Annotated in this window: 26 protein-coding genes and 2 pseudogenes; 15 read left to right on the forward strand and 13 right to left on the reverse strand. The window is 36.1% G+C overall.

Features of this window, described 5'->3' with window-relative positions; genetic code table 11:
* Positions 1 to 68: 68 nt before the first annotated feature.
* Complete coding sequence (locus tag RCG17_RS26115; RefSeq protein WP_308172927.1) at positions 69 to 995, reverse strand: cupredoxin domain-containing protein; 927 nt, start codon at positions 993 to 995, stop codon at positions 69 to 71.
* Between the two features lie 284 nt (positions 996 to 1279).
* Here RCG17_RS26115 and hmpA point away from each other — a divergent pair, with 284 nt between their 5' ends.
* From hmpA to RCG17_RS26155, 8 genes are all read left to right on the forward strand, one after another.
* Positions 1280 to 2524 (forward strand): NO-inducible flavohemoprotein, encoded by a 1245-nt coding sequence (gene hmpA, locus RCG17_RS26120; protein WP_308172928.1) that lies wholly within the window; start codon positions 1280 to 1282, stop codon positions 2522 to 2524.
* Between the two features lie 120 nt (positions 2525 to 2644).
* Positions 2645 to 3430, forward strand: coding sequence for an SGNH/GDSL hydrolase family protein (locus RCG17_RS26125; protein ID WP_308172929.1), 786 nt, complete (start codon positions 2645 to 2647; stop codon positions 3428 to 3430).
* 16 nt (positions 3431 to 3446) lie between these two features.
* Positions 3447 to 4358, forward strand: coding sequence for an ABC transporter ATP-binding protein (locus RCG17_RS26130; RefSeq protein ID WP_308172930.1), 912 nt, complete (start codon positions 3447 to 3449; stop codon positions 4356 to 4358).
* Positions 4351 to 5331, forward strand: a complete 981-nt coding sequence (locus RCG17_RS26135; protein WP_308172931.1) for an ABC transporter permease — start codon at positions 4351 to 4353, stop codon at positions 5329 to 5331. Before RCG17_RS26130 ends, RCG17_RS26135 begins: the two co-directional genes overlap by 8 nt.
* 128 nt (positions 5332 to 5459) lie before the next feature.
* Positions 5460 to 6323, forward strand: coding sequence for a CAP domain-containing protein (locus RCG17_RS26140; RefSeq protein ID WP_308172932.1), 864 nt, complete (start codon positions 5460 to 5462; stop codon positions 6321 to 6323).
* Between the two features lie 137 nt (positions 6324 to 6460).
* On the forward strand, positions 6461 to 6829 hold the full coding sequence (locus tag RCG17_RS26145; RefSeq protein WP_308172933.1) for a VOC family protein: 369 nt from the start codon (positions 6461 to 6463) through the stop codon (positions 6827 to 6829).
* Positions 6830 to 7170: 341 nt separating this feature from the next.
* On the forward strand, positions 7171 to 7722 hold the full coding sequence (locus RCG17_RS26150) for a hypothetical protein (protein ID WP_308172934.1): 552 nt from the start codon (positions 7171 to 7173) through the stop codon (positions 7720 to 7722).
* Positions 7723 to 7856: 134 nt separating this feature from the next.
* Positions 7857 to 7991 (forward strand): hypothetical protein, encoded by a 135-nt coding sequence (locus tag RCG17_RS26155; RefSeq protein ID WP_308172935.1) that lies wholly within the window; start codon positions 7857 to 7859, stop codon positions 7989 to 7991.
* A gap of 38 nt (positions 7992 to 8029) precedes the next feature.
* Here RCG17_RS26155 and RCG17_RS26160 read toward each other — a convergent pair whose 3' ends face one another.
* From RCG17_RS26160 to dltX, 6 genes are all read right to left on the reverse strand, one after another.
* Complete coding sequence (locus RCG17_RS26160; RefSeq protein ID WP_308172936.1) at positions 8030 to 8254, reverse strand: twin-arginine translocase TatA/TatE family subunit; 225 nt, start codon at positions 8252 to 8254, stop codon at positions 8030 to 8032.
* 133 nt (positions 8255 to 8387) lie between these two features.
* On the reverse strand, positions 8388 to 9587 hold the full coding sequence (gene dltD, locus RCG17_RS26165; RefSeq protein WP_308172937.1) for a D-alanyl-lipoteichoic acid biosynthesis protein DltD: 1200 nt from the start codon (positions 9585 to 9587) through the stop codon (positions 8388 to 8390).
* Positions 9584 to 9820: a D-alanine--poly(phosphoribitol) ligase subunit DltC gene (gene dltC / locus RCG17_RS26170; protein WP_308172938.1), complete on the reverse strand. Its 237-nt coding sequence runs from the start codon at positions 9818 to 9820 to the stop codon at positions 9584 to 9586. The genes dltD and dltC overlap by 4 nt, the downstream gene beginning before the upstream one ends.
* A 25-nt stretch (positions 9821 to 9845) precedes the next feature.
* The gene (gene dltB / locus RCG17_RS26175; protein WP_308172939.1) at positions 9846 to 11003 is read right to left on the reverse strand and encodes a D-alanyl-lipoteichoic acid biosynthesis protein DltB; all 1158 of its coding nucleotides are present in this window, start codon (positions 11001 to 11003) and stop codon (positions 9846 to 9848) included.
* A complete protein-coding gene (gene dltA, locus RCG17_RS26180) occupies positions 11000 to 12514 on the reverse strand; it encodes a D-alanine--poly(phosphoribitol) ligase subunit DltA (protein WP_308172940.1) in 1515 nt (504 codons plus the stop codon). Before dltA ends, dltB begins: the two co-directional genes overlap by 4 nt.
* 18 nt (positions 12515 to 12532) lie before the next feature.
* Positions 12533 to 12682 (reverse strand): teichoic acid D-Ala incorporation-associated protein DltX, encoded by a 150-nt coding sequence (gene dltX / locus RCG17_RS26185; protein ID WP_308172941.1) that lies wholly within the window; start codon positions 12680 to 12682, stop codon positions 12533 to 12535.
* Positions 12683 to 13058: 376 nt separating this feature from the next.
* Here dltX and RCG17_RS26190 point away from each other — a divergent pair, with 376 nt between their 5' ends.
* The 3 genes from RCG17_RS26190 to RCG17_RS26200 are packed head-to-tail and all read left to right on the forward strand — an operon-like array spanning position 13059 to position 14952.
* Entirely contained in the window at positions 13059 to 13595 is a 537-nt protein-coding gene (locus RCG17_RS26190; protein WP_308172942.1) for an RNA polymerase sigma factor, read from the forward strand.
* A 5-nt stretch (positions 13596 to 13600) separates the two neighbouring features.
* Complete coding sequence (locus tag RCG17_RS26195; protein WP_308172943.1) at positions 13601 to 14116, forward strand: anti-sigma factor family protein; 516 nt, start codon at positions 13601 to 13603, stop codon at positions 14114 to 14116.
* Positions 14116 to 14952, forward strand: a complete 837-nt coding sequence (locus RCG17_RS26200; RefSeq protein ID WP_308172944.1) for a hypothetical protein — start codon at positions 14116 to 14118, stop codon at positions 14950 to 14952. Before RCG17_RS26195 ends, RCG17_RS26200 begins: the two co-directional genes overlap by 1 nt.
* Before the next feature lie 219 nt (positions 14953 to 15171).
* Here the strand turns inward: RCG17_RS26200 and RCG17_RS26205 are convergent, their stop codons facing one another.
* The 3 genes and pseudogenes from RCG17_RS26205 to RCG17_RS26215 all read right to left on the reverse strand — a co-directional run bounded on the left by RCG17_RS26205 (position 15172) and on the right by RCG17_RS26215 (position 18472).
* A complete protein-coding gene (locus RCG17_RS26205) occupies positions 15172 to 16221 on the reverse strand; it encodes a M42 family metallopeptidase (protein WP_308172945.1) in 1050 nt (349 codons plus the stop codon).
* 20 nt (positions 16222 to 16241) lie between these two features.
* Complete coding sequence (gene corA / locus RCG17_RS26210) at positions 16242 to 17192, reverse strand: magnesium/cobalt transporter CorA (protein ID WP_308172946.1); 951 nt, start codon at positions 17190 to 17192, stop codon at positions 16242 to 16244.
* A gap of 133 nt (positions 17193 to 17325) precedes the next feature.
* Positions 17326 to 18472 (reverse strand): annotated as a pseudogene (locus RCG17_RS26215) (TIGR04053 family radical SAM/SPASM domain-containing protein).
* 479 nt (positions 18473 to 18951) lie between these two features.
* Between RCG17_RS26215 and RCG17_RS26220 the strand changes: the two are divergent.
* Positions 18952 to 19755, forward strand: a complete 804-nt coding sequence (locus RCG17_RS26220) for a C40 family peptidase (RefSeq protein WP_308172947.1) — start codon at positions 18952 to 18954, stop codon at positions 19753 to 19755.
* Between the two features lie 79 nt (positions 19756 to 19834).
* Here RCG17_RS26220 and RCG17_RS26225 read toward each other — a convergent pair whose 3' ends face one another.
* The 3 genes and pseudogenes from RCG17_RS26225 to RCG17_RS26235 form a co-directional block, all read right to left on the reverse strand.
* Positions 19835 to 20173, reverse strand: coding sequence for a hypothetical protein (locus RCG17_RS26225; protein ID WP_308172948.1), 339 nt, complete (start codon positions 20171 to 20173; stop codon positions 19835 to 19837).
* Positions 20174 to 20461: 288 nt separating this feature from the next.
* A pseudogene (locus tag RCG17_RS26230) lies at positions 20462 to 21833 on the reverse strand (MFS transporter).
* A 27-nt stretch (positions 21834 to 21860) separates the two neighbouring features.
* A complete protein-coding gene (locus RCG17_RS26235; RefSeq protein WP_308172949.1) occupies positions 21861 to 22427 on the reverse strand; it encodes an isochorismatase family protein in 567 nt (188 codons plus the stop codon).
* A gap of 226 nt (positions 22428 to 22653) precedes the next feature.
* Between RCG17_RS26235 and RCG17_RS26240 the strand changes: the two genes are divergently transcribed.
* The 3 genes from RCG17_RS26240 to RCG17_RS26250 are packed head-to-tail and all read left to right on the forward strand — an operon-like array spanning position 22654 to position 24987.
* Positions 22654 to 23664 carry an XdhC family protein gene (locus RCG17_RS26240; protein WP_308172950.1) on the forward strand — a complete coding sequence of 337 codons (1011 nt, stop codon included), beginning with the start codon at positions 22654 to 22656 and terminating at the stop codon, positions 23662 to 23664.
* Positions 23665 to 23692: 28 nt separating this feature from the next.
* Positions 23693 to 24526 carry an FAD binding domain-containing protein gene (locus tag RCG17_RS26245; RefSeq protein ID WP_308172951.1) on the forward strand — a complete coding sequence of 278 codons (834 nt, stop codon included), beginning with the start codon at positions 23693 to 23695 and terminating at the stop codon, positions 24524 to 24526.
* 5 nt (positions 24527 to 24531) lie between these two features.
* Positions 24532 to 24987, forward strand: a complete 456-nt coding sequence (locus RCG17_RS26250; protein WP_308175963.1) for a (2Fe-2S)-binding protein — start codon at positions 24532 to 24534, stop codon at positions 24985 to 24987.
* The last annotated feature ends 9 nt before the right edge of the window (positions 24988 to 24996 follow it).

Genomic DNA, 24996 nt, shown 5'->3' on the forward strand with positions numbered 1-24996 from the left:
ACATTTTATAGAAAAGGGGTTCCATGTGGTCAAAAAATGACTATATGGAGCCCCGTTTTCGTACCTTTTTATTCGACGATGATTTTTCCTTTAAACATATCCATTCCACAGCTGAATGTGTATTCTCCAGAATTTGACGGGGTAAAGGTTAAGGTTGTTGTTCCAACCTTTAAATTAACATTATTCATGTTAAAATCCGGCATGTTTAGGATGGATAAACAGCTATTTTCAAGTGGATTATGAACATCAAGTTCCACTGGAACGCCTTTTTTTACTCGAATAACATTCGGAGAATAACCTGTTTGAGTGACCTCCATCTTTACTTTTGGTACAGTTTCTTTTGTTACATCTGCTTCGATTGATGCTGTAGAATCTTTGGTTGAATTGTTGGCAGTTGATGTATTGCTGTTTTCCCCATTACTTTGTACTGTTTGTGCTTGGGATGTTGCTGCAGTATCATTTGTATTTATGATGTCACTGCTAAACAGAAAGAAAAATAATGATAACAAAACAACCCCAGCAGATAGAATAGCAAAAGGTGAGATGGTTCGGGTATCAAGTGTTAATTTTTTGTTCGCCAATACATGAATGAATAAGATAACTAGAGATAGTAATATGACATAAAAGATTAATATGATTAGCATGAGGAGGTATGGATTTTCAGTTTTAACGCTGACTCCTAATAAGGCACCTGCAATCCCCCCCATAAATCCGGAACTTGAACCTAGTAAAATCGGCATAATACCGACAGGCTGTCCTCCTAAAAATCCGATCGTAAATCCAATAATCATTCCAGCGCCACATGCTAAGAATAGATCTTCAGAAAGAACCCCAATTAAATAGCTGCTAATAATCCCTGTCATGGAAGCAGTTGTCATCGCAATTACGACTCCATTTAGGTTCGTTAATTTCTCTTTATGGAGAACGACTTGGTAGATCACATAAGCACTTATGATAAAAACTGCTGCAATTGTAATAAATGTTATTGTATTCATAGGTTTCTCCTTTTCCTGTATTAAAAACAATATAGGGACATTAATAATGTAATAATTTAGCGGAACTTTAACAAGATGAATTAGAGATTTATTATGAACGTTTCATGAATTCTTATAACACAAGAAAAAATAATTAAATGTAATAATTCCTATAGAAAAATAAGTAAAAAGTAGGATATTTTCAAAAAATAACAAAAGCGTGATTTGTATCACTTGTTTGCTGTGTAATGTTTCATATAATTAACACCATTAAAATAGTGTAAACCTAAGAAGGAGTGTTAAGTTTGTTAAACCAGAAGCAAATTGAAATTGTTAAATCTACCGTTCCGGTATTAGAACAACATGGAGAAAAAATTACAACGCGATTTTATCAACTGATGTTTGGAAACCATCCGGAATTGCTAAACATTTTTAATCATGCCAACCAAAAGCAAGGAAGGCAGCAAAGGGCTCTTGCAAGTGCCGTCTATGCAGCAGCAATGTACATAGACAATCTAGAAGCTATTCTTCCTGTCGTAAAGCAAATTGCTCAAAAACATCGAAGTTTAGGGATTAAACCTGAGCATTACCCAATTGTGGGAGAACACTTATTATTAGCAATAAAGGATGTTTTAGGGGAAGCAGCCACTGATGATATTATGAATGCTTGGGCAGAAGCATACGGCGTTATTGCGGATGCTTTTATTAGTGTTGAAGAAGCGATGTATGATGAAGCCGAAAATCAACAAGGCGGCTGGGAAGGATTTCGTCCTTTTATTATTGACAAAAAAGTAAAAGAAAGTGATGTTATTACTTCCTTCTATCTGAAACCAACGGACAATAAGGAAATTGCAAGCTTCATCCCAGGGCAATACATCAGTATCAAATTAGAAATTAGCGGAGAAAAGTTCACCCACATTCGTCAATATAGTCTATCAGACGTTCCTGGTAAAGATTACTATCGAATTAGTGTTAAACGTGAATCGGGAACAAAAAATCCAGATGGAAAGGTATCAAATTTCCTTCATGATCAAATAAATGAAGGCGACATTGTAAATATCAGTGCCCCTGCTGGTGATTTTGTCTTAGACTTGGATAGCAAAAAACCAATCGTGCTATTAAGTGGCGGTGTTGGTTTAACACCAATCTTAAGTATGTTAAAAACAGTATCAGAGGTCCAACCTGAGCGTGATGTTGTTTTTATACATGCAGCCCAAAATAGCAGTGTCCATGCCCTAAGAAATGAAGTGGAAGAGTTATCAACAAATGAAAAGATAAAAGCATTTGTATTCTATGATTCACCAACAGAAGAGGATCGTTTAAATAAAAGTTTTGATATTGAAGGGTATGTGACTCAAGAATGGCTAAAACAAAATACAGCTATAAATGAAGCCGATTATTATTTTTGCGGTCCTGAACCATTTATGAAAGCAATTAACAACTCATTAATGAAGTTAGGCGTACCAGAAGAGCGAATCCATTATGAATTTTTTGGACCAAAAGGTAGCTTAACGGAAAACCAAGAACGTCCATTGGTAACTGTCAACTAAACTCATGGTGAAAAAAACCGATTTCCTTTCGTGGAAGTCGGTTTTGTACTTTAAAAAGTACACCCTATTTGATTCCCAATTTAAATATGATTAAATGGATAGTAGATAATGCCTGAGAGGATGAGTTTTTTGAATAAGCATGTCATACGTTTGATAACCTTTTTTTCAGTATTGTTATGCTTCCTTTGGCTTTTTGGGCTTGGCTGGACAATCAATAAGTACTATGCAGCGAAACCGACTAAACTGGGTCCTGTCCAAAAAGCGTCCCAAAAGGAAGATGGTAAAAAAACGATGAATATTGTAGCCCTGGGGGATTCACTAACAAAAGGCATGGGAGATGATACTGGCAAGGGCTATGTTGGTGACATTTTAGATCAGATAAAGAAACGAACCCACAAACAGGTAAGTTTATTAAACCTTGGAATAAACGGTCAAACATCTGATCAACTTAGAATACAAGTGCAGCAGCCAGAGGTATTGCGGCAAATGGAAAACGCCGATATGATTTTGATTACAATTGGGGGCAATGACTTATTTAGAGGAGGGGAAGGTTTAGTTGATTATAAATCAGAAAATATTTCAGCAATAGAAAATAAATATTTGGATAATTTGAGAAATATTTTTACGCAAATACGCAAGGGAAATGCCACAGCGAATGTGTTTTTTGTTGGTATTTATAATCCTTTTATTAATTTACGTACGGGAAAAGAGACATCAAAAGTAGTTCGTCAATGGAACTATGATACCGCAGAGGTTTGTGCGGATTTTCCTAAGATTGTTTTTGTTCCAACATTTGATTTATTTGAATTAAAGGTAAATGATTATTTATATTCGGACAAGTTCCATCCAAATTCAAAAGGCTACCACTTAATTGCAGAACGGGTTGCCGCATTGCTTACTTGGTAAGGGAGACAGGGAGCGTATGGAGAAGATCACATTATCTGTAAATAACTTAAAAAAAGTAATTGGGAAAAAGGAAATAATCAAAGGAATTACGTTCGATTTAAAGGAAGGGGAAGTATTTGGATTTTTGGGGCCAAATGGTGCAGGAAAAACAACAACCATTCGGATGCTTGTAGGCTTAATTAAACCAACTTCCGGAACCATAAAAATCTGTGGATTTTATATTCAAACACATTTTCCCGAAGCATTAAAAAATCTAGGTTGTATTGTTGAAAATCCTGAGCTTTATCCCTATTTGTCAGGCTGGAATAATCTTCTCCATTTTGCAAGGATGCTTGATGGTATTGGAGAGGAAAGAATAATAGAGGTTACTGAACTTGTTGGGTTAAAGGAAAGAATTCATGATAAAGTAAAAACCTACTCGCTTGGGATGAGGCAGCGACTTGGAATCGCCCAAGCTCTTTTAGGTAACCCCAAAGTCTTGATCCTTGATGAACCCACAAATGGCTTGGACCCGGCTGGAATTCGAGAGATGAGGCAGTTCATACGTTTCCTGGCTGAACAAGAAGGGTTAAGTGTACTGGTTTCAAGTCATCTATTAAGTGAAATCCAGCTCTTATGTGATCGTGTTGCCATTATAACTAGAGGAACAATTATTAAAACGGACACAGTCCAGCATTTATTATCAAATCGGGAACAGGTCGAATGGCATATTCATCCTTTAGATAAAGGTAAGATGATTTTAGAAAAACTTACTAAAGTAGAAGTGAAGGATGATGGAACGCTATTGACAGAGTTTGATCAGACACAAATTGCAGAATGGAATAAACAGCTTGTTTATGAAGGTGTGGAAGTAACGGAAATGAATCGCAAACTGCCTGTTTTAGAAGAGCTTTTTCTTGAGCTTACAGGGGGTGTCACGATTGACTAAGCTAATTGAAAATGAAATGATGAAGCTTATTGCAAAAAAACGGTTGGTTGTGATTGCCCTTATTATTGGCGTTCTTGTAATTTTATTTACATATGCCCAATATAAAACGGTTCAAACTCAAAGAGACAAATTAGGGACTAGTGATTGGCGCACCATCCTTCAACAACAAATTATTGATACACAAAACCGCTTGAGCTCTAGCAGAATTTCAGCAGAATGGAAAAAGCAGCTGCAAATATCACTGCAACAACAGCAATATTATCTTAATCACAATATTAATCCTTCCGAGCCGGGGGCTCCAACATTTGTGAGGATGTTTCTAGAAAATTCAATAGATCTATTTATTCCATTAATGGTGATGGTGATAGCCAGCGACCTAGTATCATCTGAGTACAGTCTAGGATCCATTAAGCTGCTTTTGACTAGACCTATACGCAGATGGAAGGTCCTTTTAAGTAAATATATTACCCTTTGTTTAGCGATTTCATTAATCGTTTGTATTTCAGGTGTGCTTGCATACTTGTTTTCAGGAATCGTCTTTGGTTATAGGGGTTGGGAAGCTCCAATACTTACGGGTTTTTCTGTTACTGAATCAGGATTAAATACTTCAGCTGTTAAACTTCTAGCCACATGGCAGTATTTATTAATGGATTTTGGCCTGGTTTGGTTTGTTGCCATTGTAGTAGGGACGCTATCTTTCATGCTTTCGGTTTTGATTCGCAGTACAGCAGCAGGCATGGGAGTAATGCTCGCTTCTTTGATTTCTGGAGCGATCCTTAGCAATATGGTCTCATCATGGCATTCAGCCAAATATTTATTTATGGTCAATTTGCGATTAACTGATTATTTAAAGGGTACTGCACCACCAATTGAAGGAATGACCTTATCCTTTTCCCTTATTGTCCTATTGGTCTGGTGGGCAGCAGCCTTATTTGTTGCTTTCTTTTCCTTTACAAAAAAGGATGTGTATTAATTTTTTCAACCGTACTTTTTTAGGTACGGTTTTTTCGTGTCTAACGGAATAATTTTACCAACCATACTTTTTTAAGGTGAGGAAAAAATAAAAATGACCTATCCAGGTCAAAGAAGGGGGTTATGACATTGCAATCCAAGAAAGTTAAGATTGCGTTAACAGCCGTTTTTATGGCAGTTCTTACTGCCTGTGCCAATAATAATAATGATATAAGTGGTCCGAGAAATGTTTCGACAGGTGATTTAAAGCATCCTATTCAAAATAAAATTGTTACAAATCCCAATAGGAATCTAAACGTTGCTGATCGTAATGGATTTAATGTAAATCCAATGTTTACTGCAAATGAAATTCAACCTATGAATAATGGTTTTATAACCATTGACCCAAATTCCTATAGTACCGCAACACCCAGCCAACAATTTCCTCACACAAGACAAGTAACTAAGGGACAGTATTGGTATTACACGTTTGAACCTGGTATGACACAGCCTCAAACTGGTGCTAACACGCTGCCTGGACAAAATAGGATTACAACACCAGCGCCAAATGTGCAAACACCAGCAACACGGGTAACTCCGCCTACACAACGGCCTAATGCTGGTGCAACAACTGGGATTGGCCAAATGGCTCAACAGGTAATTGAACTGACTAATAATGAAAGAAGGAAAAATGGTCTGACTCCATTGAGTGCAGATACATCTTTAAGTAGGGTAGCCCAAACAAAAACCAACGATATGAATTCGAAACATTATTTTTCTCATACAAGTCCCACTTATGGTTCTCCATTTGACATGATGAGGGATTTTGGTGTTACCTATAAGTCGGCAGGGGAAAATATTGCAATGGGTCAGACAACAGCACAGCAAGTCGTAACATCCTGGATGAACAGTGAAGGACACCGAAAAAATATTTTAAGCCCAAATTACACCAATATTGGTGTCGGATACACATCAAATGGCAACTATTGGTCACAAATGTTTATTGGTAAGTGAGCAAAAAGGAACTATCCGAGACTAGGATAGTTCCTTTTAAGTATTACTTATCATACTTGATAATAAAATAGTTATTAACGTTTAGAATGCACATGGTTTACACTTAAAGTAAATAGATAAAGTGGGGAGAGAGGATCATGAGCTTTGTGATAAAAAAAATCGACCACGTACAACTTGCTGCACCTAAAGGCTGTGAACCGAAAGCAAGAGATTATTTTGGAGAGATTCTTGGTTTCCAGGAAATTGAGAAACCGGAAGAACTTAAAAAGCGTGGTGGCGTATGGTTTGAATTCGCTGGTTTTCAGATTCATATTGGGGTAGAAGAAAATTTTACTCCTGCAAAAAAAGCACATCCTGCCTTTGAAGTACAAAATTTAGATGGATTAAAAATTAAACTTATAGAAAAAAAGGTATCATACACTGAAGACAACAATTTGCCTGGTGCAAAACGCATTCATACAAAGGATCCATTTGGAAACAGACTTGAATTTCTAGAATGGGAATAGTCCAATCATCATTTAACATTCGAAAAAAAAAGCCCCTTCAAGCTTGAAGGGGTTCTTTTAAATCTCAACTTAGGGGAATTAAGATTTAGCAAGAAGAAAGGAAATATTTCAAAAGGATTAACAAGGGGGATATCTTGTTATCCAGGAAAACATTCCAACAGGAAGATTGGAGTTTTCACCCGCTTATGTGAAAACATTCACATAAGCTACAAGTACAGAATACAACATTGTTGTAAATTTCACAATATATTTTTACAAAAAATAAATATTTTTTTAAAATGCGGGAATATTAATTTCGTTCCATTTGGAAATGTTTGAGAAAAAAGGAGATGTTATATTTCATGGGAAAGAAATTAATTGGAATTTTATTGGGGCTATGTTTACTACTGCCAAGTATTGCAATGGCGAATGGAAATTCACTACAAGAAAAATGCAAGGGAACGAATATGGATTGTTATGAAAAAAGATCACATCATATGATGGATAAAAATTGGAAAGAAGAAATGAAAAAAAAGCAACAATTGCTTCTAGCTTTTGTAAACAAGTATACACCCGAAAAAAAGAAAGAATGGGAAGCAGTCATTAAGGATCGAAACAAATTAATCGAAAAATGGTCAAGCCCCCAGTATGCTGAAAAAAGAAAGCAATGGAAGAAAATAAAAATGGCCAAGATAGAGGAGCTTCACAAACAATATGAAGAGGGAAAAATTTCAAAAGAAGAATTTTTGAAAAAAGTACATAGTGGGAAAGAAATGGGTCAATGGAAAATATATCAGGAAATACAAACATCAGTAAAAAATCATGATGATAAAAAAACAGCTCAATTGTTGAATCAACTACTAGAACACTATAAGCAGAAGAATGAAATGATGAGGGCAGCATTAAAGAGTTAAGTTACGCCATTTTGTATGGCGTTTTTACATAAGGAGAATGGGAAATATCTGCAAAAAATGCAATTTAATTAGATAGTGTAAAGTAAAGTGTAACAGGGAAAAAATAAAACGAAGGCAAATAATTTGGGGGGATTATGATGGGCAGAAAAGGTTTAATGATGACAACTGTCGCATTAGGGACAGCTTATTTACTTCGTAATAAAGAATCACGTGATAAACTAAAGGGACAATTTCGAGATTTCGCCAGCAATATGGCAAGCAGGAGATAAGAAAGAAAAAAGGAGTGCGTAATGCACTCCTTAAAATTTTATTTCTTATTGAGATCAACATTTTCTGGATTAACTTCTTTTACTTTTATTTCTTCTTTTATTTCCTCTTTAATATCCACGGCCAAACCTTCAGTAGCTTTTTTAAATTCTCTAATGGATTTACCAAAAGCACGGCCAATCTCTGGAAGCTTATTTGGACCAAATATAACTAAGGCAACGATTAAAATTAAAATTAAACCAGGCATACCAATATTTGATAGCATCTTTAAACTCTCCCAGTATTTTGTTATCGATTAAGTCCATTATACCCTTGTTATCGAGTTTGTACTAGTTGAATATTGGATACTATAATCAAAAATATAAATTAGTTACTAAATATGACAAAAGAGCATCCCTTTACATCTGGATGCTCTTTTGTGGAGTTTTATTGTCATAGAAATCTTTAATGGCCTTGTCGACGTAAACCCAGCCTTTCCAGCCTATATGAATGGTATCTTTCATAAAATAAGGGTCATACTCATGGTTGGAAAAATCGGCAATTGGGTAACCCTCTGCTTGTACTTGCTCTTTGATTCGTTTGTAGTAGGATGTGCGTCCTTGCTTTGTAAAACCGGTGTAATCATACCATGGTCCGTTTACTGGGACAGATATGAATAATGGCTTTGCTCCGGATTGTTTTAGCAGGTCTAAGACTAGCTGAAAATCATAATATTCAACGGAACGCCCATAGGAAGCCCCTCTTTTGTATCCTTTCAAGGAAGGCACTTTTTTCTTCATTTTATTATATTGAGAGTTAATCACTAAAAATCGGTTATTTGTAGCCTGGCGGGCACCTTCCTGGGCTGCTAACTGCTGAAGCTGTGTCCAACTCTTATTTTTAACTGTTTGTTTTATCTCACGGGACCTGCTTGTTCCACCAATTATAGAGTAATATAAATCCTTTTTCTCGAGGATTCCTCTATATGCATATGCTAATGGTTTTACGAGTAAAGCTTTTCTTTTTACCCAAGGATCATTTGAAATCTCGCCAAGATACAAGGTCTTAAGTAGCTGGTCATCTCTAACTGGCACAAAGTGAAGTAAGCGCTTAATAGCGTCCTTTTTTACAACTGGATTAATTTTATTATTAAGTGCTAAATCATATCCCTGCAAGGAGGAGTAGTTGGGTACAAAATGCGACTCATCTGCCCCTCTTGGCTGAAACCATTGTGGAGAAAGAACAAAAACAAGCTTTTTCCCTTTTAATTGGTCGGTATGTTCCGCAAGGTTAAGAAAATGAATGATGGAAATGGTCCCACCTCGACCAACTAAAAAGGGAACAAATCCATCGTAATTTTCTTGAAAATAATTTGAAGGATGAAATGCATCCAGCCTTGCCAGCTCTGATGATCCATATATCGGTAAATAGCGATTATTCTCTAGCATTTTAGACTGAATATATTTACCCTGAAACATAACTGGATTCAGTTCTGTTGCAGCTTGACTAACCCTACTTTTTGGAATTAGACTTTCAATCCAACTATTGGGAATAAGAATGACCAATAGTAATGCGAGAAAAGCACAAATGATTGGTGAAAATAACGCCTTTTTGGTCATCTAAAATCAGCCAGCTGTTTTGCAATATTTTTTGGTGTATTCCAAGTATCACGGTCAAATTCAGTTATTGGTACAGTAATTCCAAAGCGTTCTTCAATTTGAACAAGCATTTCAACTGTTCCAAATGAATCAAGCAAACCAGTGTTAAACAAATCGATATTAGGATCTTCCTTCACAACATCATCCTGACAAATTTCCGCTAATAGTTCAATAACTTGATTTTCAAATTCCATGTTTTCCATACTCCCTTTTTGATAATTAATGAATTAAATGGCCTGAAAAAATTAAAAAGCCAAAACAAATAAAATGGAACGTAATGATGATCGCGACAACTTTGGTAAATTTATTGTCTTTCCACCATTTATGCTTTTTATTAAATTGCTCAAATGAGTTATATAAAACCATTATAACAGCATGGTAAATACCATATAAGATATATTGAATTGCGAGTCCATGCCAGAAACCCATCAATAAGAAAAGTAAAATATAACCTAAGTTTGAGCTCAGATTTCGATTTTTAATCCATTTTTTCTTTGTAACCCAAAAGATAAAACGCATATAAACATAATCTCTAAACCAAAAGGAAAGCGATAAATGCCAACGATTCCAGAAATCTTTAATATTCCGACTGATAAATGGTTTATTAAAGTTCTCTGGAGATTTAATTCCCATTATATAGCTGACACCGATTGCAAAAGCACTATATCCGGCAAAGTCAAAGAATAAATATAGGCTATAGCCATACATATAATAAAGCTGTTCTTGAAAAGCGTTATTAGTTATATTCGGTAAATTTATGATAAAATAGTGATTTATCGAAAAGCCAATAATGTACTTGTATAAGAAACCAATGAAGATTTTGTTAATCCCATCATATAGAAGAATTTTATATTGTTCTTTTGAAATCTCAGCTTTTAAATCCTTTTCAAACCTCCGATATCGATCAATTGGACCAGAAGAAATGGTTGGAAAGAAAAGAATAAAATAGAGCAGTTGAACAATAGGAATTTTATTTTTGATTAAGCCGTCCCTAGTTTCCATAATCATTTGGGTCCCTTTAAATGTTAAATAAGAAATCCCCAAGAAACCTATTAAATGAAGATGGAATAAAAAGGGTGAAAGTTTTGATATTGTCAATGGAAGAATCGATAGGATGACGGCTAAACAGAAAATGAATGTACTGTTTGCTTTCCTCCGATAGACCCAATAGCCCTTTATTAAAAGTACCTGCCAAATGGTAAATAGGATGAGAGTTATGGCCTCATTCCAAAAAGACCCAAAAATGAGTGCTAATACGATAACAGAAATAACGATGTTATAAACATAGAATCTTTTTTCTTTTAAACCCAAGATCACGGTAGGAGCTAAAAGAATTGCAATGATAATAAAAAACGAAAATGATCCGTATGGTGTCATGCTAATACCTTTTCCTTGATATGTTTACGATCAATCTTACCATTAGGCGTCATTGGCAATTCTTCTTGATAAATAAATTTCCTTGGAATCATATACGCAGGAAGTTTTTCTCCAAGCTCCTTTTTAATCGCACTCGTTAGCTGGTATTCTTTTTCAAATTCATGCTTTGCAGGAACAATTGCAGCAGTTAAATATTCAATTTTATCATTTTGATAAATTGGTACAATAACCGCTGATTTTACATATTTTGACTCAGAAATATGATGTTCTATTTCTTCTAGTTCCATTCGATAGCCATGCAGCTTAATTTGGAAATCCATTCTGCCTTTATAGAAAAGAAGATTATTTTCCATATATCCTGCGTCCCCAGTACGGTAAGCCATTTCTCCATCACGGGTAAAAAATACCTTTTCTGTTAATCCCGACTCACCTAAATAACCTTTACTTACACTTGGTCCAACAATGATAATTTCACCTTTTTCTTCTTCTGCCGTCTCACTCCCATTTTCATCCAGCAGTAAAAGCTTTGTATCCTTTTTCGGACTTCCTACAGGAAGACTTTGGTATTGATTTAGAATGTCTCTCGTAATTTCTACGGATGTGACCGCCACTGTTGCTTCTGTTGGGCCATACGTATTAAAGACTTTTGCATTTGGAAACCGTTCCAATAATTGTCGGGAGATTGGTACAGGTAATATCTCCCCACAAAATAAAAAGCATGTTAATTCTGGCAATAACCCATCATTAAATGAAGGATCCATTAAGCACATTTGGACAAACGATGGTGTGGATGTCCAGATCTGCGTCTTGGATTTTTGTAAAGCTTCAAAAAGAATTTTAGGGCGTGCAATCATTTCTTTTGTTATGGCAAAGATACTGCCCCCTGTAGCAAGAGCAGGGTAAAGATCCATTACCGATAAGTCAAACGAAAATGGTGCTTGGTTTAAAAAACATAGTTGACCATTTATTGGAAAATCTTCTGTCATCCAATTAACAAAGCTTTGCAAATTATTTGCTGAAATTTGTACACCCTTTGGATTTCCTGTACTTCCAGAAGTATAAATAATATAAAAATTGTCATCCTCGGAAACCCAATTTGTTGCTTCTACCTTATCAACTTCAACATTGGCTGATACTATTTGGTTAAATTCAACGATTTTTGCTGATGGAAGGTTAATTTCCAATGGCGTTCCAGATACATTAATCATTAATTCAGATTGTGAACTTTTGCTTATTCTATCGATTCTTTCTAAAGGTATAGAAGTATCGATTGGAATATAAGGATGTCCTGATTTAACACACCCTAAAAAAGAAACAATCATTTCAGGCTCCATATGACCATAAACCATAATGGCTGAATCTTTTGGTAAACGTTTTGTCAAAATCCAGTTTGCAACATGTTCTGATTGCTGCCATAGCTCTTTATAGTTAATCTCTCTGTTAGGTGATATAAATGCAGGTGTGTCTGGATGTGAAATAGAAAAATCATGTATTGAATGTAGCAATTTCATTTAGAGGATACCTCCATTTTAGAATTCATTATAAATATAGTTACCGGCATTAGCGTCGTTAAACCCGTACATAAAAAATAGTAATAAAAGAATGGCAAGGTAAAAGAGGAAACGCGCAGTCCAATTTACTTTTTGGTTATTATAAAAGTTTTTTATTTTCTGCAACACGAATGAATCACCTCAGATATTAACGTCTTTAAGATTTTAATTACGTTAGTGGTATAAAATCCCTATATAGAATTCACTCAGATAATCATAATGCTGTTTTAACTAGGTTGCATTAAAATTTAATGAGAAAGAGATTAAAAATTAGATAATACAAGTTGAAAAACAAAACATTCTATACATGTGATATTAAATGTTCTTTAATGAGAAAATGGCAATTTTACCTATATAAGGATAAACTAGGAGATGGCTTTTGGGAAGTATTTTTAAAAAAATTGGTGAAAATTTTTCGTTTTTGTAGAACTTTTACTTATGGTATTTAGTCTTTTCAATATCCAGCTTAATTATGAACTGACTTACGGGCAGGGGCTGAAAAAATGTGGATAATGATTTACACGAAATAATTTTAGCAGCAAAAAGGGGGGACCAAAATGCATTTCGTCATTTGGTTACTTCCTATAAAGGTGTTGTATACCGACATGCTTTTGCACTTTTGAACGATCGAATGGAAGCAGAGGATGTAACCCAGGAGGCATTTGTAAAGGTTTATTATTCGTTAGCTAAACTAGAAAATGAATATGCATTTGTTTCGTGGTTAACAAGGGTTGTCACCAATCTTTGTTATGACAAAAATAAAAAACTTAGTAAGAAAAAAATGATAGTATCTGATGAACTTAACGAAAGTTTAGTAACACAAAGAGGGCCAACCCTAATTGAAAGCACGATTACAAAAATGAGTTTGCAGGATGCGATGGAGAAAATCCCAATTGACCAAAGAAATGTCATCATTTTAAGAGAGCTACAAGGTTATTCCTATGCTGAAATTAGTAAGATTTTACATATCCCATTAGGTACTGTTAAATCGAGGATCAATGCTGCACGTGAAAATTTAAAGAAGGAACTTCAAAAGGGGTGATAGCAATGTCTGATCATATTGAGAATTTATTATCCGAATACATGGATGATGAATTAAATGAAGAGGAAAAACAAATAATCGAAAAACACCTGGCGGTTTGTTCGGACTGTAATCATCGTTTCCATGAATTAAGATCACTTAGGAAGCAACTACTTGCTGCCTATTTGCCAATAGAGATACCAAGCATGATAGAAGAAATAGTAATCGAAAAAATTCAACTAGCTTCTATTAAGAAATCGACAGGAGCATTAAATCTGCTTGCATTTTTGACCTTGTTTGCATTTGGAATCATGCTTATGGTTACTGCAAGTCCTATTCTTACCATTGGTTTGCCGATCTTTCATTCGGTGTATAGTATTGCTCGAGGATTGATTTATGCTGTTCCATCGATTATCTCAGCTCTCCCATATGTGGTAGAGGTTATCATTGCACTGATTTTTTGCTTTATTATATTTGCAATTCTGACCTTAAGGTATCTGGTCCATACGATGGGAAAAACAGTCAGGGCGGAGGATATCTGATGTATAATCGAAAGCTTTTTATGAGTGTACTTATGATGTTGTTACTGGCAATTATTTTTGTGAATCCCGCTTATGCGATGGATAAAAATATCCTCAATGAGAAAAAAACAGTCATGCCACCCAAGGAAAAAGTAGACAATATTATTGTTATTGGCCACGATATAGATATTAAAGGGAAGGTTGATGTGTCGGCGATTGTTATAAACGGCAATATGCGAATTTCTAAAACCGCCAAGATCAATGGAATTGTTATTGTCTTAAATGGGAATGTGCACCAAGAACAAGGATCTTATGTAAAAGAAAATATATTAGCCTTAAAATTTACGAATGATGCACTAAACCATTTACTTGTGGGAGCTGCATTGCTGCTAACGAGTTGGATACTACGTTTTGTTCTTAGTGTCATTTTTGTTCTCCTGACGGTTTTGACAGGACTTCTTTTAAAAAATAGAACTGAGCAAGGGATCCCAATGTTTAAGCAGCAAACAGGTAAAGTTTTTCTGGTAGGGATCATTACCTGCTTTGTGCTCCTTGCTATTATGTTGCTGTTAATTATTACGATTATAGGAATTCCAATCGCCATTATCCTAGCGATTCCACCGCTCCTTGCTTTTTTAATCGGTTTATCCATCATCAGCCGATATCTCGGCGAAAAGCTGTTCTCAAACAGTTATACAGCTGGATGGATTAAAGTATTTGCAGGTTCCTTCCTTTTAATATCAGTATTTAATTTTCCGTTTTTTGGCGGGATTGCCTTACTCTGTGTCTTTTGGTTTTCAAATGGATTACTCGTTTTATGGTTTATAAACAAACTAGGAAGAAAAAGAAAGAAATAATTAAGCTGTGAACAAATAAAAAACCAGGCATTTTGCCTGGTTTTTTAGCTAAGTAGGAAAATATAAATTTTTTCAAAATTTATACTTTCCTATGTCGCACGACGGACAGGATGTCCTAGTCAGGTGAGTGCCACAGGACGTGGCGCTCTACGAGCCTGGCAAGTGCAACTACGCCTCTGTCTTCGCCCTTATAGGGGCTCGCCAATCGGCGAGTTTTCTTTATCGTACCATTTCCGATTGTACGTAATGATATAACAGTTTTGCCGTATTTTCGATCGAATCTCGGTGGGTTCGTTCAAAAGCATGTGAAGCATCGATTCCAGGTCCAATTAAACCATGAACTATATCATGTCCTGAACGAATAGCAGCAGATGCATCAGAGCCATAGTAGGGATAAATGTCTAATTTATATGGGATGTTATGATCGAGTGCAAGCTTCATTAATCTCTTTCTTAGGCCATAATGATAAGGACCGCTGGCATCCTTTACACAGATTGAAACCGTATATTCATCCGTTGCTTGTCCATCACCAATCGCTCCCATATCCACAGCTAAATATTCCACGGTTTCAGGGGGGATATTCGAATTCCCGCCATAACCAATTTCTTCATTGTTTGAAATAAGAAAATGAGTGGTGTAAGGAAGAGAGAGATTTTCTTCCTTTAAATGTTTCATTAGTTGCAAAAGAATACCAACGCTTGCTTTATCATCTAAATGACGCGATTTAATAAAACCAGATCCCGTTAACTCCACTCGAGGATTAAAGGAAATGAAATCACCAATTTCAATACCAAGCTTTCTAACGTCTTCAGCATTATGTACTTTTTCATCAATCCTTACTTCCATGTTTTCTTGGTTTCGTTCGACTTTATCTGAATCTTTATATACATGTACGGAGGTTTGGTGCAAAAGAATCGTTCCTGAATACTCTTTCCCTGAATTTGTTTCAATTTGACAATATTCGCCTTCAATCGAGTTATATTTGAAGCCTCCAATTAGATCAATTTTCAACCTTCCATTTATTTTTATTTCTTTTACCATTGCTCCCAGTGTATCCACATGTGCAGTGAGCAAACGGCTCTTACTTGTGTTTTTTCCATCAATAGTTGCCAATAATCCCCCTTTTAAGGTTCTTTTTGTAGGGACATTAATGTTATGAAGAAACCTTTCTACAAAAGAAATTGCCTCATTTGTGTTTCCTGTGGGGCTTGGAATTGAAGTTAATTTCGCAATTAATTCAACAGTATCTGCTGTATTTAGATAGGCCAAGTGTTATTCTCCTTTCAATTTTATTTAAACCATCCTTTTTTTTTAAACCAAAGAGACATCCAGGCGCCAATAAAGAACATTAAGAAAAGAGCCCCGTAGTATCCATACTTCCAAGTTAATTCAGGCATATAATGAAAGTTCATTCCATAAACTCCAGCAATAAAGGTTAAAGGCATAAAAATGGTTGTTATTACAGTTAAAACCTTCATTACATGGTTTGATTCATGAGAATTTATTGAAATATAACTATCTCGGATGTCTTGGGTTAACTCACGATTTGCCTCAATTATTTCTGTTAATTTAAGTAAATGATCATGAATATCCGAAAAATATTCTTTTCGTTCCTGAAGGTCTTCAAGTCGCTGTGAATTGAGTATTCTGTATACTAAATCACGCATGGGAGTGATGGTATGCCTTAATGATAGAAGTTCATGTCTTGTATCAAATAAATCTTCAAGAAGCACCTCCATTGTTCTTCCCTTTGAATTCTCATCAAGTTCACTTAATGTGTCCTCAATTTTATAAACTAATGGAAAATAATTATCAACCATTTTGTCGAGAATATAATAGAAAATGTGAGCAGGGTTCCAATCTTTCGAGTCGGGAGCATCTTTTAAACGATCCCAAACTTCATTAATTTCAATCGAGGGATGATGATGATAGCTAACTAAATATTCTCTCCCAAGGAAGAAATCTACTTCCTCTTTTTTCATCGTTTCTGGATTTAATGCCTGTGTTACAAAAAATGTATTGGCTGCATAGTAATCAAGTTTAGGTCTTTGTAACGTGTAAATGCAATCTTCAACAGCTAATGGATGAAACCTAAGTGGCATCAATAATTGATTCGTTTCTTCTGGCGTCGCTTGGCTAAAATCGATCCAATACCAATGATAGTTTCCCGAATTTAAATCTTCAAGTTTTATGTCTGTTTCAAGTTTCTTTTCATAACTTAATGCAATCGTTCTTATCATTGCTTCTCCTTTGGATGCCCAACGGGTTATGAAATTACCTACACTACCAACAGCATTTCCACAAATAGATAAAAATATTGATAAAGGAAAAAGATAAAAAGAGACACCCGAATATGGATGCCTCTTGAAAAAATTAAGAAGATGGAGTTGTTTCTTTTGTTCGCATTGCTTGTGGAATATACACACAGAATGGTTCACTTTCCATATAGTCCCCAGTGAGTGCGTAGGTCCGAGAACGGGATCCGCCGCAAATTTTGTTATATTCACAAACTCCGCATTTCCCTTTGTAATTATCTGGCTGACGAATATCCTTGAGAACTTTTGATTCACGGTAAATCTCTGCTAAAGGTGTTTCACGAACGTTTCCAACGACAATTGGCAGTAATCCGCTAGGCATTACATCTCCAGTATGGGAAACGAAAATAAACCCGTTTCCATCATTTACCCCTTTAGGAGCACGCTTTAAACCGTCATGCATTGAGGCAAAGTCGGTTGTAATGGAATCTTCGTAATGAATTTCACCTTTTTCAATCAGGTGTTCACGTGATTTTTGCTGTAAGACAACCCTGCGGTAATGCTGTGCAGCAGTTGTTTTGATGTCATATGGCGCAGTTTTACTTAGCTCATAAAGCCATCGGAACACTTTTTCATGTTCAGCAGGGGTAATGCAGGCATCTAATTGTCCTCTTCCAGTTGGAACTAATAAAAAGATATACCACATAACAGCGCCTAGCTCTTCCACTAATTTTGCCATTTCTTCAAGATGATCATAATTGTAACGTGAAATAACGGTGTTGATTTGCAATGGCATATCTAATTCGTTAAGATATTTAATTTTTTCAACTGTCAGGTCAAAGGATCCTGGAGTACCTCGGAAAAAGTCATGAATTTCCGTGTAGGTCCGTCTAAGCTAAAGCCCCATCGGGAGAGACCGACATCTTTTGCAAGCTGCATTTTTTCTTTTGTTACGTTTGCTGTTGCACTTGGAACCATAGAAACGCGCATGCCTTTCTTCACTGCATAATCTGCAAGTTCGAAAAGATCATCTCTCATCATACAATCTCCGCCTGTAAAAACTAGCATTGGATTGTTCATATCATAAATGTCATCAATAAGCTTAATGCCTTCTTTATGCGTTAACTCCCGAGGGTCCGGGTAAGTTGTGCGTCTGCGCGGCAGTGAACACATTTAAGCTGGCACGCTCTTGTTACTTCCCAAATTACAATAAATGGGTTTTTATCATAGTCTATTTCTTTACCGATACCATGTGGATGTCCCATTCCATGCGGATGCCCTGTACCATGTGGATGTCCCATTCCATGCATTTTCATCACCAAGCTTCATAGTTTTTTAAAAGCATTTCTGACAATACTACTATATTAATCATGCTTCTAGATTTAATTATAGTTTTGTTGTTTCTCAGTGCATAAGAGGTTTGTTACAATATTTCTACATTCCCATGTCAAATTAAGCAACTAAGATCTGGGAATTAACGACTATCAATGATTGTTACTATTTTTTGAACACGGAAATATTAAAAATAGATTACGAGAATGTTACAAAGTGTAAGGGAAAAGAATTGAAAAGAAATTCAAACCCTATTGATGAAGGGATGGGAACTTTTCTATTGTTTGTAATATAAAGTGCTCTCACTCCCATTCAAGGGAATTATTGACTAACGGTCCATAATTTATCTGTATTTTTCATGAATTGGCATCCTCTATGATGGATGTATAAACAACCAAAAGGGGCGTGCATCATGAAAAAACTTCTAATGACGGCAGCAATGGCGACTGGATTAATCCTCACTGCTTTTGGGGCTTCTGCAAGTGCAGATGGAAATACGTATACAGTACAATCTGGAGACAGCTTATGGAAAATCTCGCAATCCAATCATGTTACAGTCAACCAATTAAAAACATGGAATCAATTATCCTCCGACACAATCTATGTTAATCAAAATCTATTAATTGTTCCTCCGGCTTCTGCACCGGCTTCAGCAGTTACCACTAAGGAAACAGTAAGTTATACAGTTAAGGCCGGAGACACTCTTTATGCATTAGCAAAAACATTTGGGACAACCGTAAGTGATATAAAAAGCATAAACGGCTTAACAGCTGACCTAATTCAAATTGGCCAACAATTAAAAATTCCAACTACTCTAGCAACAACAACTGCACCAGTAGTTACAGTACCATCAGTTTCAAAGGCTCAGGCTGTGATTGATGAAGCAAAAAAATACATTGGTGTTTCATATCTTTGGGGTGGAAGTACTCCAGCAGGGTTTGATTGTAGTGGGTTGGTAAATTATGTGTTTAATAAAGTGGGAGTTTCAGTTCCAAGAACGGTGGCGACTCTTTGGGTGGCAGAAAAACCAGTTAGTGCACCAAATCCGGGTGACCTTGTCTTTTTTGACATAAATCAAACGGGAACCGCAACACATGTAGGTATTTATACCGGAGATAATAAATTTATTCATGCTGGTTCGACAGGTGTAACAATTTCCGATATGACCTTAACCTATTGGAAGACAAGATATATGGGAGCTAAGACAGCATTATAGATATTTGAATAATTTGAAAGAATAAATATACATGACCAAAAAAGAAAGACCAGGCAATTTGCCCGCTTTTTCTTATTTATTATTGGACTTGACTTGCACATTGTTGTACCATAATAACTTTGTCAAAAAAACTTTTTAACATCAACCAACGTGCGGGATAGGTCGTAATATAATCTTCGATAATTTGCGGAGAATACATCATTAAACAATCTAATTGTTTTCTTTTTGATTTTAAATCATAGTATAGGGCATGCGGAATTGTATAATGATCATGAAGCTGGTAAGGATTTAACTTTGTTACTTTTATTTTTTGTTCCTGAATATAAGTTGTTAATGCCTCTTTTTGTATTTGAATACTATCTTGTAGGGTTAATCCATTTAGCTTTACTTTTTCATTGATTAGGTAAATTCCATTCATAAAGATCCTCCAAACAAAAATGATTTTAGTATCTTTATGGACAGAGCTGATTCATTATATACTTGTTTTATATAGAGGAGGACATATCAAAGTACATAGTATTCTTGGTATCTGGGCTTTTCTTTATAAAAAAAGACCCAGCACGGGCTGGGCGTTATTAAATCTTTATGATGGTTAGGAGGAGGTCCTCTAGGAACCTGTCCTAATCATATCTAAAAACAATGAACAATCTATGAACGAAAAATTAATTGTTTTTGAAAGTGCAATGAATTTTGGCAAATTTATGATTTAATTATTAAAGAGTCTGGTTTTTGACCCAAGCCCTTTTGTAAACCACAGACCCATTAGGAAGCTTAGTGAGCCGAATAAAATTAAAATAAATCCTAGAAAGTGCATATGTTCTGCAGTAAATGCATCTCCGAATACAAGTCCCAGAACAATCGATGATAAAATGGAACCAAAATATCGGCAGGTTTGGAATAAGCCAGATGTTGTTCCGATCATTCCTGGCTGGACTTTCTTTAACCATAGCAGCTTGAAGGACAACATTTAGGATTCCATAACTCATTCCTAAAAGAATTAAAATGAACCCCATTCCAAAGATAGGAGCATGGACAAAAAAAAGCGTAAAGAGTATTCCTCCGATCACTAATAGCAAGGAACCTGCGTTAATCGGCTGGTTTGCGCCAATTTTGTCGATCCATTTTCCTGTTATAGGTGATATTAATACACTTGCACCAGACATAAATAGCATAAATAATCCACTAGCTTTAACACTGAATTGTAATTCGTCCTGAAAATAACTGGGAAGACCAAAAAATAAACAGTAGAAAAAAATATTCAGGCAGATAAATTGCAAATAAACCCATGAAAGCCTTGGCTCTGAGCGGAATAAGCGGATATCGATAAAAGGCTCACTCTCTTTTAATTCCCACCAAATAAATATGGAAAGTAGAACAATTCCCGCTACTCCTGAAATAAAATGAATATTCGTTTTAAATGAAAGTAAAAACCATAAAAGAAAAACAATTCCAGCAGAAAACAGTGCAATTCCAATCAAGTCTATATGTGAAAGTATTTCTTTTAATTGGCTTTTTTCTTTCTTTTGATCATTCGGGAATAAGAACCATCCAAGTATGAAGCTAATAATTAAGAAAGGAAAATTGATCCAAAAAATAGCTGGCCAATCACCCCAAACAATTAAAAATCCTCCTGCAGTTGGGCCGAGTGATGTCATCGCAGAAGCAAAAATCGCTAACACTGCTAATGCTGATGCTTGACGATCACGAATATGATTTCTTATTAAGGTTACCCCTGACGGGTAGATGGCGCTGCTGCCTATGGATTGAATTAACCTCATCATGATGAGCATGAAAAATGACGTCGACAGCGGTGCACCAATTGCTGAAATTGCAACGAGGATTAACCCGACTAAGTAAGTTTTTTTGCTGCCAATTAAATCGCCAATTTTGCCTGTAACAGGCTGAGCAACGGCGCTAGCTAAATAAAATGATGAGATTAACCATGAAACGGTTGTAAAGGACAGATGAAAATCCTTTTGAATACTATGTAAAGCCAAAGAAATCATCGAAGAATTCAGAGGATTTAACATTGTTCCTGTTGCTACCGCTGTTAAAAATAAAGTTCGATTTGATTTCATTTCTTTTCCTTCCCAATGCTGTCTTTCCTATTCGTTCAATTGAGATAAGAATTCCTCAGTAGTCCTTAGTTTACCAATCCGTGGAAAAATAAACCGAATCGATGCTTCATGGGCTTCCTGTGTGAAGGTGGTCATTGCATCTGTTATAAAGATTTGATTGTATCCATATTGGTACGCTTCTCTTGCTGTGCTTTCAACCCCAATATTGGTGGCAATTCCACATAATACGATTGTATCAATCCCACGACGGCGAAGCTGGAGATTTAAATCAGTGCCAAAAAAGGCTCCCCATTGCCGTTTTGTGACCACATAATCCTTTTCGGATACCCTAAGCTCAGGAATAAGTTCGTCCCAGCCAAGAGGCCGATTGACAGCTGGGGTGTCAGTTGGGTCAACCAGAGGATGTAAACTTTCCTTGCCATCTAAAAAACTGACTCGAACAAAACTAATAAAACCATTATTTCTACGGAACAAATCAACAAGTTTTACAGCATTATCTACAACTTCTTTGCCACCAGGTGCGGCGACAATTCCTTTTTGTAAATCAATAAGAACTAAAGCCGTTTTTTTGAAATCAATATGTAAGTTGTCCATTTGAAGTCCTCCTAAATGTCTTTCACATTTACTTCTGTATCTTACCTCTATTGGTTTTGATAAGGCAAATTTCAACTATATGGATAAATCAATGCTATTTAGCACTAACGAAAGAGGGATTTGAAAGGTTATGACACCGGACATAAAAATTATCATTCTAGAATAAGAATCATGATGAATATATATAAATTAGAGTCTTTTTTTAGTTAAAAATGGGAGGCGTCTAATGGAAGATATTTATTCCATTCTTGATTTGATTGACCGTCCGGGTGGGAAGGTTTTAGCGACAATTATCGATGTTGAAGGGTCAGCCTATAAAAAAGAAGGTTCATCCATGATTTTTTTTGAAGATGGAACAAGATTCGGGACGATTAGTGCAGGTTGTCTTGAAGAGGACCTTGCATTAAAAGCGGCAGAGGTTTTAAAGAAAGGGACGGTTACCACTGTACATTATGATATGAGTGATGAAGATGATTTATCCTGGGGGCAGGGTGCAGGCTGTAACGGAATAATTTCCATTCTTCTGGAATCAATCGATGAGAGATTAAAAACAGATTTACAAAAATTAAAAAGGTATCTCAGTTTTAATATTCCCGTTTTGGTTTTTAAAAAAATGGGGGATTTAGGAGAATACTTGTTTCTGCCACGTCATGGCGAGCCGTTTGGCTGGTGGGAGGGTGAATTCCCAGAGGAATATTATGAAGCAAGAAGCGGAATGTTTCAGGATCAGCCTATATTTCAACATCTTTACCGTCCAAAACCACGTTTAATTATATTTGGTGCTGGACCCGATGTAAAACCACTTGTTTCGTATGCAGCCAATATTGGTTTTTCTGTTATCCTTTGTGATTGGCGGGAGGAATTTTGCAGTAAAAAGAATTTCCCCGAGGCAGATCGGTTTATCGTTGGATTTCCAAAAGAAATTCTTAAAAACCTAAGGTTCTTGCCAACCGATTTCGTGATTATCATTTCTCACCATTTTCAGCGTGACCAGGAAATCCTTTTGAATCTTCCTGTAAAAAAAATTGGCTATATTGGTGTATTAGGACCAAATGAGCGAACAAAAAGACTTTTACGGGACCATGAAATACCAGAATGGGTACACTCACCAGTTGGTATACCTATTGGGGCAAAGGGCCCGGAAGAAATTGCAATCAGTGTTGTAGCTGAATTAATTATGGTGTGGAGAAAAACAGTCCGTCGAAATGTTGAAAAAGCGTGGACAGCCCAAAAATAATTTGGAGGACAAAGGAGGGGCGGGTCTAGTGCTTCCATTTGATTTTGATTATTATAAACCAGCTACTTTGCAGGAAGCAATTGAGCTTTATTTGTCATTACATCAGCAGGGGAAACAGCCAAAGTTTTTTTTAGGAGGAACAGAACTGATCACATTAGGCAGAATTGATCTTCTCTATACCGAAGCGGCAATTGATTTAAAGAATATTCCTGAGGCACATGTTATTCATGTTACGGATAATCAGCTTATCCTTGGCAGCGCCCTGACCTTAACTAAGATAGAAGAAGCTAATATATATCCACTTTTGACAAAGACCGTAAGAGAAGTGGCTGATCATACAGCTAGAGGAAAAATCACACTTGGCGGTAATATTTGTGCGCAAATCTTTTATCGGGAGGCTGTTTTACCATTTCTGCTGGCAGATAGTCAAGTTATACTTGCGGGACCTGAGGGAATAAGGAATGTGCCAATTAATGATATTTTTCATGAGGAACTAAAACTTAATCCAGGAGAAGTACTAGTACAATTGGTTACGGATATGCAAGCGATTGAGGCTCCCTATATTAGTATTAAACGTCGCCAACAGTGGGAAACAGGTTATCCGCTTATTACCATTGCTGGATTAGCAATCAACAATAGAATCCGTATTGCCATTAGCGGGCTTTGTCCATTCCCATTTCGCTCGCTGGAGGTAGAAGGGTTGTTAAACAATCGGCAAATTTCAATGGAAGAAAGGATTGGAAAGGCAATTGAAATATTACCACAGCCAATTCTTGATGATGTAGAAGGTTCAGCAGACTATAGGCTTTTTGTATTGAAACATTTAATGTTTGACGTGATGAACGTACTAGGGAGTGGTTAATTTTGATTTCACATACAATAGATTTAAATATTAATGATGAAATTCGAAGTGTGACAGTACGTTCAGGAGATACCTTGTTAATGGTTTTACGCGGAAGGTTAGGATTGACAGGGGCAAAACCTGGTTGTTTAAATGGTGATTGTGGTGCTTGTACAGTAAATACCGATGGCTGGCCAATGAAATCCTGCTTAATGCTGGCTGTAGAGGCAGTGGGGAAAAAAATTACGACGATTGAGGGCCTGAAAAATACAGCTATTCAACGTGAATTTGTTGACCATTTTGCTTTTCAATGTGGTTATTGTACCCCAGGATTTATCATGAATTGCCACTCTTTAATAAGGCAGCATCCAAATGCAGATGACAAGACAATTAAGGAGTGGCTGGAGTCCAATATATGCCGCTGTACAGGTTACAAGGAAATTGAAGCGGCTGTAAAATCAGTATTGAAAAAGAATAAATAGTAAATGTTT

This window comes from Neobacillus sp. PS3-12, from assembly GCF_030915385.1.
Lineage (GTDB): Bacteria > Bacillota > Bacilli > Bacillales > Cytobacillaceae > JAEVLT01.